Genomic DNA, 9461 nt, shown 5'->3' with positions numbered 1-9461 from the left:
GCGGCGACGAAGTGTTGGTCAGATCACAGTCGTGTAGGAATCGAACCTACCGATCGTGTCGCCACGATCCCCAGACTCACTGGACGCATCAGCTTTGGTGGTGCATGTATTCCGAACCGGCAGTCGCCGTGTTTAGTAAAAGTCCAACGAAGTTGTTTGCCGAGAAACCGCTCTTATCGACAGCAATGCCGTCGACAGTGGGCACGCGTTTGCGATTCTCAGAGAGATCCGCCGACGCTCACACTGCTTCCGGTCGCCCGGAAGTTCGATACCTTAGGGTCGTCATAGTTACGATGTATTCCCAGCAGGCAGTTGAACTTTGTGTTGTGATCGGCCAGCGAAGGTTTTGAATCAGACGGTTCTTTAGCAAAAATGTATTCCGATTCGTCAGTTGGTCGATCAAGAAACGCTGGTGGGAGTCGAACCCACTTAAACCGGGTTGCAGCCGGTCGCCTAGCCATCTGGCTCCAGCGTTAAGATAGGGATGAGTCTTGAGTTGTGAGTCCTGAGGAAATGGGGTTGAGAAATGCGGGATCATCGGAAACTACGAGCGTTCGAGTTAGCGGATCAGCTTGTTATGTCGGTCTATTCAGTAACGAGGACATTCCCAAAAGACGAAATGTTCGGGCTGACGTCGCAACTTCGTCGAGCTTCCGTTTCAATCGCGTCCAACATCGTCGAAGGCTGTGCTCGACAATCGCAGGCAGACTTCGTTCGATTTCTCGACATGGCATTCGCGTCCGCACGGGAAGTGGAATATCAACTCAGCATCGCTGCGCGGCTCGAATATCTGCCAACCGATCTCGCCACAACGCTCAACGACAAGGTTGTCGAAACGTCAAAGGTCACCTACGGGCTTCTTAAATCGCTTCGCAGCGACTCCTGATCCCTACAGACTAAAGGCTACAGACTATTTACTACGCCAGTAGTCGTCGCGATTGACGCCATCACAGACGCCCCGATCGTAGGCAACAACGTTTGAACCGCTGACCGCTGCCGCATGGGCATAGGTCGTTACGACCGAGCTTTTCCTCGAGTTGCTTGCCTTGGATGATTCGGACTCCGCGTTTGACTTTCGTTTCCGACGGGTATCCTTTACGACGTTTGCTCATCGGCTCGAAAGCATTGGGCGTTGTCGTCGTCATACAGATGTTCGTATCGCATCGTTCTGCTCCGGCTTGAGTGTGAAAACGTTTAATTGTGCAAAGACCAATCGGCGAAGGTACAACTCAGATGGTTCACATTTTCAAGATGTAATCCGAGTCTGCAGTCGATCAGTCAGTGCTCTCGCCAGGAATCGAACCTGGTCTACGACCTTCGCAAAGTCGCGTGCGAATCCGGCACACTCCGAGAACATTTTGAGTAACCCGCCCAGGAATCGAACCTGGTCCGACAGTTTCGAAGACTATCATGCTATCCAGCACACCCGCGAGTCATTTGGTTGTTTTCTTCATTCATAGTCACAAGAGCTGACGACTGGGTTCGCATCAGCATGAGCCGCTTTACAAGAGCGGTGCCTTTCTGCATCGAGCCACGTCGGCTTGGGTTGTCACATCAGTAGCCCGACCAGGAATCGAACCCGGAACTTCTGGTTAGAAGCCAGAGATGATGTCCGTTTCACATTGAGCCGTTTCAAACATGCGGAAGGCGAGGGAGTCGAACCCTCATCACCCGAAGGTGGCACGCGTTAGCAGTGCGGCCCGGCAAACCGTATCCGGCTGCCTTCCGTATTGTCGTGGTTCGCTCCGCGAACCAAACGTTATGATCGCGAGGCGATCAACGACCAAAAGTGATCACGGATGGAATCGAACCATCGGTCTCCTGCTTGTCACGCAGGCGTCTTAGCCGCTGGACCACGCGATCGTTTTGCACAAGTAGTCGAGACAGGAGTCGAACCTGCAAAATCACAAGCCTCTCGTGCTTGCCGCTTTGCCTGTTTGCGTACTCGACCGAATGAAGTAGCGGATCCGGGGGTCGCACCCGACGTGCCTGGCATATGAAACCTGGCTGGGCACTGGCCCATCCGCGTTGTTGTCGCATTGAAGTAGCGGGTTCGGGGGTCGCACCCGACAGTCCAGGCTTATGAGGCCCGGATGAGCCTGGCTCACCCGCAATGAGGTAGCTTGTTAGCTGTTAGCCTTGTAGCAATTAGCTTCCCATGTCAGGAGAAACAAATGAGAGATCACAACAAATTACGTGCTTTTGAATTGGCCGATGAAGTCGCGTTGCTGACGTACAAGTTCACAGCGAACTTTCCGCGTGAAGAGCAGTTTGGCTTGACATCGCAGATGCGGCGTGCCGCAGTGTCGGTCCCATCAAACATCGTTGAAGGATGTGGAAGGCAGACAGAAGCCGAATTTTTACGATTCCTCGATATCGCATACGGTTCGCTACGAGAACTCGAGTATCAAACCTCGCTTGGCGTCCGCCTTGGTTTTGGAGCTGACCACCCGGATTATCAATCCAAGTTGAACAAAACATCGAAAGTCCTAGCCGCCCTGATCCGCTCCATACGGAAGAGCTAACGGCTAATCAGCTAAAAGCTAATCGGCTAATGCCGCGGGAGGGAGTCGAACCCTCAAACACGAACGTTTGAAATTCGCCGCTTTGCCGGTTTGCGTACCACAGCGTCGTAGTCTTTAGTCTGTAGCTGATAGTCTTTAGCAAGGAGCCGAGAATCTTTTTCTAGAGACTATGGACTATTCGCTATCTGCTACCAGAGTACTGAGGGCGGGAGTCGAACCCGCAAGCACTTGTTCCTAAGACAAGCGGCTCGCCGTTGGCCTACCTCAGCATAAAAGTGGAGCACCGGGGAATCGAACCCCGATTTTCTGCGTGCAAAACAGACGTCTTCCCGTTGGACGAGCGCCCCATGAATGAAGTTAGAAGTGTGACGGGTGAATAGTGAAAATGGTTCGCGTCGGATGTCTCAAACTTCACCCTTCACTTTTCAAGCTTCTGTTAGTGCCCAGAGCAGGAGTCGAACCTGCAAACACTCGGGTTTAAGTCGAGCCGCTCGGCCGGTTGGCGTATCTAGGCGATCGGAAGTTTGAAGTAAGATGGGTGAAGTGTGAAAAAAGGTTCGGTCATGTCCTTCGAACTTCTAACTTCACCCTTCCAAACTTCTTTCCGTGTTACGCTCGAAGTCGCGGCGTACTGTCGCCCGTCGATTTGCGGTGATTCTTGATCGCCTTGTGCGAGTCAGGGAGTTGGTCGCCTTCGACGATCTCGTCACCGACGAATTCGACCACCCAACCGTCGACCCAACCTACATTGTCGTCTTTCAACCTCAGCACGCGGCCGACTTTCGCAAACTCTTGCGGAATGTACGATGTCGTTCGCACTGATCCGCCGGCGATGTCGCGTCTCATCGCACATTGCACGTACTTCACATTTCTGGACATCGTCGTTCTCCTTGGTTAATTGCGGGCCAGCGTCACCGTGACGCCAGCAGTAGTCCCGGATGGAATCGAACCATCTTTGGAAGTTAGAAGAGTGAAGGGTGAATAGTGAAAATGGTTCGCGTCAGGTGTTTCAAACTTCACCCTTCACTCTTCACTCTTCAAACTTCGAGACGCCCTGACTAACTGGTTTGGAATCAGCAGTGCTACCGTTACACCAGAGACGTGTGAAATTTCAAAAGTGGGAACGCAAGGAATCGCACCTCTCGCCGACTACCACACAATTAAAGGCAGAAGATTTACAGTCTCCCGTGTGGAAACGCTCCCATGATTCAGTCAACGAAGCGGAAACCCCAAAGTGGATTCTGCACTCGAACACATCGACGGTTTCACCGCAGCTGTTTCCAAGACAGTGTCCTCATCCGGCCGGGTGACTTCCAACTCAGGCTTCAGGTATTAGGCGTCAGCAATCAGGAAAAAAACATCCTGAAGTCAGTTCCCTGGAGTCTGAAGCCTGGACAAGTGACGTGAGCGGGAATCGAACCCGCGGACTCCTGGATGAAAACCAGACGATTCTGCCTTCAGAATCTACCACGCCGAAATAGTTGATAGTCTTTAGCGGATAGTCTGTAGGAATCCAGCTTTTGCTAGAGACTAAAGACTAAGAGCTATGGACTACTGAGCGATGGCAACGGGAGTCGAACCCGCAGCAACTTGATAGACAATCAAGCTTCCTTCCCAGAGGAACTTGCCACCGTTGGTCAGGCTTCAGGGATCAGTCTTCAGGCTCCAGGTTATGCACCTTGAGGTGGCCTGAAGTCTGATGCCTTACTCTAGGTGACCGATCGGAATTGAACCGACATGGGCTTCGTTCACAGCGAAGTTCCTGAAACCAATACAGGACGGCCACAGTCGGGTATCAGTGAGTCGCACACTGTCCATGCGTGGTCCCAAACCACACCGCTTACTCCAAGCTATACCCGAGAAGACAGGAATCAGGCGTCAGGCTTCAGACGTCAGAAAAACTAGTTTCCTTTCCCTGAAGCCTGATAACTGAAGTCTGACGCCTGTCCTAGCACTCCGTCCGGGAATTGAACCCGATCTGCGAGCTTCAAAGGCCCACGTCGCGTCTACGCGCCGGAGAGAATTGCAGTCACGACAAGCTCCGGCGGAAGGACTCGAACCTTCACTCGTCTCCTTAACAGGGAGCCGCCCTACCGATTGGGCCACACCGGAATAGAATCAGACTTCAGGTATCAGGTTTCAGACTTCAGAAAGGAAAAATCATGCGAGACTACAGAAAACTGCGAGCGTTTGAGTTGGCAGACCAACTGGCTATGGCTATCTACAAATGCACATCAACCTTTCCCAAAGAGGAAATGTTTGGGCTAACCTCACAGCTTCGCCGTGCTGCTGTTTCCGGCCCGTCGAATATCGTTGAAGGAAGTGCTAAGTCATCACAGGCAGACTACGTTCGCTTTCTTGAAATCGCTTACGGATCGGTTTGCGAAGTCGAATATCAACTTTCGCTCGCTCAGCGACTGTCCTACCTGGACGAAAAAGCCGCTACCGAAGTGATCGCGATCGCCAACGAGACTGGGCGTGTACTCAACGGCTTGCTTCGTTCTCTGAAGTCTGAAGCCTGACCAAGCGCCCAGTGGGAGTCGAACCCACACTTCCGCCATGGCAAGGCAGCAGGCTACCGCTACATCATGGGCGCAAAAAATGCATCACTACCAAATTATCAAAGATCGGATCAGGCTTCAGGACTCAGTCTTCAGACTCTAGATTTTGTTCTGAAGCCTGACTCCTGATTGCTGAAGTCTGACATAGAGCACCGAGCAGGAATCGAAACCGCATCACCTCGCTCGCGACGGAGGAGTCTTACCGTTAGACCATCAGTGCTTGTTTCATAATGTCTCAAGTGGGATCGGTGAGAATCGAACTCACATCGCTCGGATTAAGAGTCCGATGCATTACCTTGTCTGCCACAATCCCAAAAAATAGTTGTGAGTCTTGAGTTGCGAGTCTTGAGTTTCGGTGCTCAGAACTCATCCCTCAGAACTCGAGTCTCTCGTCAGTCGGCGCCAGCGGGAATTGAACCCGCGACCGTCGCCTTATAAGGACGCCGCTCTCACCCCTGAGCTACACGCCGATGCGTAGCCAATGGGGCCGAAGGGAGTTGAACCCTCACCTACACGACGACCACCGCATCGTGCGTCGGTGCCCGAAGTCCGTCATGCTGCCAGTTACACCACAGCCCCTAAATAGTTTTTAGGTATTAGGCGTTTAGGCTTTAGGTTTGCTGTCTGAATCATCATTTCACTCTTCACCCTTCTCTCTTCAAACTTCCAAAGTGGTAGCCCCGAGGATCGAACTCAGCGCGACCCGCGTATCAGGCGGATTTGGGCGACCAGCCCTCGACTACCGGGACCAGACTTCAGGTGCCAGACTTCAGGCATCAGTACTTTTCCTGGCGACTGAATCCTGAAGTCTGACGCCTGCTTTGAGTGGGCCGGGAGGCGCTCGAATCCTCGTCTGCGGTTCTTCAAACCGCCGCTAGACCTTCTCAGCTACCAGCCCAAATTGGGTTCGTTGTAAGGGTTGCCCGTTCGGTGCGGACACGAAAAAAGGCCCCCCGGTCTGACGCGACCGATGAGCCTGATGTGGGGCCTTCATAAAGAAGGCTTTCGCTAATGAAAGCGAGTGTCACATCAGACGCGGATACGCCGGGGCATTGTCATTCAACGGGCTGTCACTATGGACAGGGGCGCCGAAGATATTGCCTTCGTGTATCTGTTCGAGTCGACTGGATTGGGTTTTCATTTGTAAAAACATCAGAAAGCTCGTTACTCGCTCGTGGCGTGAATGTGACTTGTGTGTTCGGAGAGATAGACGCGTTCGCGTCACAATGGTTCGCGTAAAATCTCGCTTGCACAAAAATAGAGATGCGCTGGCACCGTGTTCTATTTCATTAAACGCCGAGAAACCTGATAAATACTCACAGCAATGGACTTTGGTATCCACCACAGTAATTTCCAAGTGAACCCCGTAGTCGAAACCGAAAGGGTACGGAATCAGATCTTTCCACTCTGGGTTGGATCTCGATGTTTGAACGGCACACGTTTGCTTGGGCACAGTCCACATTGCGGGATCGCTTTCGCCTCGACGAACGTTTGCAGTTCCTCATCACTGGCCGATGCAGGGCATGCCTTGTAGTCGCGAAAAAGTTGCCACGCCGAGATGGTATCGAGTTTCAGTCGTTGTTCCATCAGTGCAAAGTAGGCCAACGCGGGACATTTCCACAAGCGTTCGCGAAACGACTGTGTGCAAGTTTTCTGCATGCAGATGCGGTAGGCAGACTCGGGATTTGACTCGAAAGGCATCGGCTTGCCGTCTTCAACTCGATACTGCCGCATCCAGCCACGATGCGATTGCCGAATCTTGATCTGGATACCGGGGTACTCTTCGCGCCATCGCCAGACGAGATGCTTTACCTCCCTAAACCGTTGCACGTAGGCTTCCTGAGTTCCGTGTTGACTGACTCCGAGGCGGCAATGCGTCTCCAGCAGGACTTCCGGCAAATCATGCTCTCGAGTTGTAAAACCCTATATCACTCGAGTCACTCTCTCCCGCGTGATATCGAATTCGCTTATATCACCCGACTGATCCAGTGATAGTAAGGTAGTTCTGGCATGGAATAAGTTGCGCTATATCAACACACTTTTCATACTGCATTAGCGGCAAAAACATGGGGGGCAAAAAGATGGATTCAGGGTAGAAAGCAGTCGGCGTTTCGATCTCCCGAATCATTTCTTGAAATTTTTGTCCGTTATTTTTTGCCCGCAAGTGTTGCACCTGCGTCCTCGAAATTACTCTACCTGATGGTGGCTCATCCGCTCGGACCAGGTGACCACCAACGTTCTGTCGCTAAAGACGTCGCAGCCCCGAGATCGGCGACGTTATTCCGAGTGAAATTGCTACTGAGTGGAGTTTTGTATGACGTTGATGAACGACGAACGGTTCTGGACCATTATTGCCGAGTCGCGTTCCGAATTCGATCCGAACCGTCGTGATGGAAACATGGACTCACAGGTCGCAAGGCTTCGCGATGCCCTGTCTGAATTGTCCGCTCAAGATGTCGGCTCGTTTGCCAACACGCTCACCAATCTGTTCCACGACGCTTACCAATGGGACTTGTGGGCGGCTGGCTACATAATCGAAGGCGGATGCAGCGACGATGGCTTTTGTGACTTTCGATACTGGCTGATCTCGATGGGCCGCGATGTCTACTGCAATGCGATAACAGATGTCGAATCGCTTGCCGACGTCGCATTCGCGCCCGGCATTGAGGTCACTCGCTTTGAGGAATCCGGCTACATTGCGCATAGTGTTTTGCGTGGCATGAATGCGTCCGAGGATGATGCTGGAATCACGAAATTCAAACATCCAGTTTCACCCGCAGGAGAAGAATGGGAAGAAGAAGAACTGCCCACGCGATTTCCAAAACTGATTGCGGCCGAAGCTCGATACGGGGTATAACCATGACATCCATCGAAGGACGCGAGCCGAGCGTTATGGCAATGGATGATCTTTCGCGCGTCCTCGGTGATACCCGCCGTTCGGCATTAACATCATGAGAACATTCCTAGCAATTTCGGTGCTCGTCGCGTTCTGCGGACAATTGCTCGCTGACGATCCACGTAAACTTGTCGTCTTCCCCGTCGACCGGTCGATTGTCGACGTCGACAATCAGTTCAGTCAAAACAACCCGTTCTACAAGCAACGAGCGGGCGCGTTCTACGAAATTAAGTACGTGGGGCCGTCGGCTGAATCGCTGTTCCGCATTGCAGCTGTACGGCCCGAACAAATGCCGGGGACGCTCGACGCTTTGCGTGCGTTTGTCTATGACTGGCTTGACGCATACGTACGCGGGAACGGAGCCATTGATCCAGCCGATCGCAATACGTGCATTGCACGAATGGATAAACGGTTCGATTCGTTGTTCGACTCTGGGCTACAACGAAAACTGTATAGGGTATGGCGAGACGATGAATCCAACAAACTTCGCTTTCTGATGGCTTCACAGCAGGGGATTCAGAGAACCGCATCCGAACCCTCGCGTTCAGCGGTGCCGGCAGCCGAGCCGGTATCAAGTGGAGAGTCGTCACCGCCGGCCCGGTGACTCTGAGCGTTCGTCAACGCAGAGGCGCTCGCACAATGTCGGTTCATTCGGCGATATAAAAGCAGGGTATGTGGGTCGAATGTCGGGCTGCCCTTTCCACTCACGATCGATTGATTCCGGATTCCGTTGGCGATACAATCCTCCGGCCGGGAGTGCTCGGCTGTGAAACATGGTGCAACGTGTGAGGCGAACAATCACGGTGCCACCCGAGCAACTTAAAAATACTATTTTAACGATGGTCGCTTTTCCGTCTGTGCCGGGTGACCTCCGACGTTCGTGAGGATAGAAATATGGGATTTGCCGTCGCATACCAAACAACAGAACAAGTCTCGCCTGCGTTGCAACGAGAGATGATCGGCGCGGCGAATAACTTGTCCAACGGGCGTACTTGGCTCAGCTGCGAACCGCCCTACTTGATGAATGAGAATGGAACGCTTGTCGGCGCCAGTAAGCCCAACTTCTCTCCTCATCCCGATGACGTTGCTTCCGCGAAATCGGAGGGTCTTCCCGACGGTACGCTCAACGACGTACTTGAAGTCCTGTGCGAACTATCGCGGCGTTTTTTCGTTGACTGGGAGATATCACACGACCATTCTGATGGACCGTTGCCTTCGGCAATGTTCAGCGGAATCGATTGAGCCGCTCGAAGCCATTGGTCGCGGGCGTGGCGATGTAGTCCGCCCAGCGATTTGGAAACGTCAAACGCAGCGGCAACGTAGTCGAGCGAGAGTCGATAAACATCGAGTCGATCATGGATCGAGATAACACTGACACGGATTTACAACGACGGACTATGTTTCCCGTGAACGAGGCTGGCGGTTGAGGCGGAGAAGCCGTATCCGGGCCAAGAGCGAGATAAAACGTGACACGGGCGA

9 protein-coding genes and 18 tRNA genes are annotated in these 9461 nt (G+C 52.7%); 6 read left to right on the top strand and 21 right to left on the bottom strand.

The window, feature by feature from the left end; translation table 11 throughout:
• Window positions 1–404: 404 nt before the first annotated feature.
• Window positions 405–475 (bottom strand) — tRNA-Cys (locus RMSM_RS40445).
• A 51-nt stretch (window positions 476–526) separates the two neighbouring features.
• Here RMSM_RS40445 and RMSM_RS19790 point away from each other — a divergent pair.
• Window positions 527–886, top strand: a complete 360-nt coding sequence (locus RMSM_RS19790; protein WP_040768303.1) for a four helix bundle protein — start codon at window positions 527–529, stop codon at window positions 884–886.
• Window positions 887–947: 61 nt separating this feature from the next.
• Here RMSM_RS19790 and RMSM_RS19785 read toward each other — a convergent pair whose 3' ends face one another.
• The 6 genes from RMSM_RS19785 to RMSM_RS19770 all read right to left on the bottom strand — a co-directional run bounded on the left by RMSM_RS19785 (window position 948) and on the right by RMSM_RS19770 (window position 1951).
• A complete protein-coding gene (locus RMSM_RS19785) occupies window positions 948–1145 on the bottom strand; it encodes an SEC-C metal-binding domain-containing protein (RefSeq protein ID WP_008700113.1) in 198 nt (65 codons plus the stop codon).
• 218 nt (window positions 1146–1363) lie between these two features.
• Window positions 1364–1435: transfer RNA gene (locus RMSM_RS40440), tRNA-Arg, on the bottom strand.
• Window positions 1436–1558: 123 nt separating this feature from the next.
• Window positions 1559–1629 (bottom strand) — tRNA-Arg (locus RMSM_RS19780).
• Window positions 1630–1641: 12 nt separating this feature from the next.
• A tRNA-Ser gene (locus RMSM_RS40435) sits at window positions 1642–1727 on the bottom strand.
• A gap of 63 nt (window positions 1728–1790) precedes the next feature.
• Window positions 1791–1863: transfer RNA gene (locus tag RMSM_RS19775), tRNA-Val, on the bottom strand.
• Window positions 1864–1875: 12 nt separating this feature from the next.
• Window positions 1876–1951: transfer RNA gene (locus RMSM_RS19770), tRNA-Leu, on the bottom strand.
• 172 nt (window positions 1952–2123) lie between these two features.
• Here RMSM_RS19770 and RMSM_RS19765 point away from each other — a divergent pair.
• Window positions 2124–2525 carry a four helix bundle protein gene (locus RMSM_RS19765; RefSeq protein ID WP_236622222.1) on the top strand — a complete coding sequence of 134 codons (402 nt, stop codon included), beginning with the start codon at window positions 2124–2126 and terminating at the stop codon, window positions 2523–2525.
• 30 nt (window positions 2526–2555) lie between these two features.
• On the opposite strand, the gene RMSM_RS19760 is transcribed toward RMSM_RS19765, so the two are convergent.
• From RMSM_RS19760 to RMSM_RS19730, 8 genes are all read right to left on the bottom strand, one after another.
• Window positions 2556–2629, bottom strand: a tRNA-Leu gene (locus tag RMSM_RS19760).
• Window positions 2630–2722: 93 nt separating this feature from the next.
• Window positions 2723–2794 (bottom strand) — tRNA-Leu (locus tag RMSM_RS19755).
• Window positions 2795–2801: 7 nt separating this feature from the next.
• Window positions 2802–2872, bottom strand: a tRNA-Ala gene (locus tag RMSM_RS19750).
• 93 nt (window positions 2873–2965) lie between these two features.
• A tRNA-Leu gene (locus RMSM_RS19745) sits at window positions 2966–3039 on the bottom strand.
• A gap of 95 nt (window positions 3040–3134) precedes the next feature.
• Window positions 3135–3404: a hypothetical protein gene (locus RMSM_RS19740; RefSeq protein ID WP_236622221.1), complete on the bottom strand. Its 270-nt coding sequence runs from the start codon at window positions 3402–3404 to the stop codon at window positions 3135–3137.
• Window positions 3405–3924: 520 nt separating this feature from the next.
• Window positions 3925–3999: transfer RNA gene (locus tag RMSM_RS19735), tRNA-Glu, on the bottom strand.
• A gap of 85 nt (window positions 4000–4084) precedes the next feature.
• A tRNA-Asp gene (locus RMSM_RS40430) sits at window positions 4085–4157 on the bottom strand.
• A 407-nt stretch (window positions 4158–4564) separates the two neighbouring features.
• Window positions 4565–4637 (bottom strand) — tRNA-Asn (locus RMSM_RS19730).
• Between the two features lie 50 nt (window positions 4638–4687).
• Here RMSM_RS19730 and RMSM_RS19725 point away from each other — a divergent pair.
• On the top strand, window positions 4688–5047 hold the full coding sequence (locus RMSM_RS19725) for a four helix bundle protein (protein ID WP_008700106.1): 360 nt from the start codon (window positions 4688–4690) through the stop codon (window positions 5045–5047).
• 3 nt (window positions 5048–5050) lie between these two features.
• On the opposite strand, the gene RMSM_RS19720 is transcribed toward RMSM_RS19725, so the two are convergent.
• The 6 genes from RMSM_RS19720 to RMSM_RS19695 form a co-directional block, all read right to left on the bottom strand.
• A tRNA-Gly gene (locus tag RMSM_RS19720) sits at window positions 5051–5121 on the bottom strand.
• A gap of 113 nt (window positions 5122–5234) precedes the next feature.
• Window positions 5235–5306 (bottom strand) — tRNA-Ala (locus tag RMSM_RS19715).
• 20 nt (window positions 5307–5326) lie between these two features.
• Window positions 5327–5399, bottom strand: a tRNA-Lys gene (locus tag RMSM_RS19710).
• An 83-nt stretch (window positions 5400–5482) separates the two neighbouring features.
• Window positions 5483–5556 (bottom strand) — tRNA-Ile (locus RMSM_RS19705).
• Between the two features lie 356 nt (window positions 5557–5912).
• A tRNA-Phe gene (locus RMSM_RS19700) sits at window positions 5913–5984 on the bottom strand.
• A 494-nt stretch (window positions 5985–6478) separates the two neighbouring features.
• Window positions 6479–6916, bottom strand: a complete 438-nt coding sequence (locus RMSM_RS19695) for a hypothetical protein (RefSeq protein WP_008700101.1) — start codon at window positions 6914–6916, stop codon at window positions 6479–6481.
• Window positions 6917–7400: 484 nt separating this feature from the next.
• Between RMSM_RS19695 and RMSM_RS19690 the strand changes: the two genes are divergently transcribed.
• The 3 genes from RMSM_RS19690 to RMSM_RS19680 all read left to right on the top strand — a co-directional run bounded on the left by RMSM_RS19690 (window position 7401) and on the right by RMSM_RS19680 (window position 9224).
• Window positions 7401–7943: a DUF4240 domain-containing protein gene (locus tag RMSM_RS19690; protein ID WP_008700099.1), complete on the top strand. Its 543-nt coding sequence runs from the start codon at window positions 7401–7403 to the stop codon at window positions 7941–7943.
• A 94-nt stretch (window positions 7944–8037) separates the two neighbouring features.
• Window positions 8038–8586 carry a hypothetical protein gene (locus tag RMSM_RS19685; RefSeq protein WP_144057790.1) on the top strand — a complete coding sequence of 183 codons (549 nt, stop codon included), beginning with the start codon at window positions 8038–8040 and terminating at the stop codon, window positions 8584–8586.
• A gap of 290 nt (window positions 8587–8876) precedes the next feature.
• Complete coding sequence (locus RMSM_RS19680; RefSeq protein ID WP_008700096.1) at window positions 8877–9224, top strand: hypothetical protein; 348 nt, start codon at window positions 8877–8879, stop codon at window positions 9222–9224.
• Window positions 9225–9461 lie beyond the last annotated feature (237 nt).

Origin of the sequence: Rhodopirellula maiorica SM1 (assembly GCF_000346295.1) — a bacterium.
Lineage (GTDB): Bacteria > Planctomycetota > Planctomycetia > Pirellulales > Pirellulaceae > Novipirellula > Novipirellula maiorica.
This window is presented reverse-complemented; position numbering and strand designations above follow the sequence as displayed.

Bases quoted from the DNA above. Each gene is read 5' to 3' on its own strand.
- RMSM_RS19790 (WP_040768303.1), top strand. From the start codon at position 527: ATGCGGGATCATCGGAAACTACGAGCGTTCGAGTTAGCGGATCAGCTT.
- RMSM_RS19785 (WP_008700113.1), bottom strand. From the start codon at position 1,145: ATGACGACGACAACGCCCAATGCTTTCGAGCCGATGAGCAAACGTCGT.
- RMSM_RS19740 (WP_236622221.1), bottom strand. From the start codon at position 3,404: ATGTCCAGAAATGTGAAGTACGTGCAATGTGCGATGAGACGCGACATC.
- RMSM_RS19725 (WP_008700106.1), top strand. From the start codon at position 4,688: ATGCGAGACTACAGAAAACTGCGAGCGTTTGAGTTGGCAGACCAACTG.
- RMSM_RS19690 (WP_008700099.1), top strand. From the start codon at position 7,401: ATGACGTTGATGAACGACGAACGGTTCTGGACCATTATTGCCGAGTCG.
- RMSM_RS19685 (WP_144057790.1), top strand. From the start codon at position 8,038: ATGAGAACATTCCTAGCAATTTCGGTGCTCGTCGCGTTCTGCGGACAA.
- RMSM_RS19680 (WP_008700096.1), top strand. From the start codon at position 8,877: ATGGGATTTGCCGTCGCATACCAAACAACAGAACAAGTCTCGCCTGCG.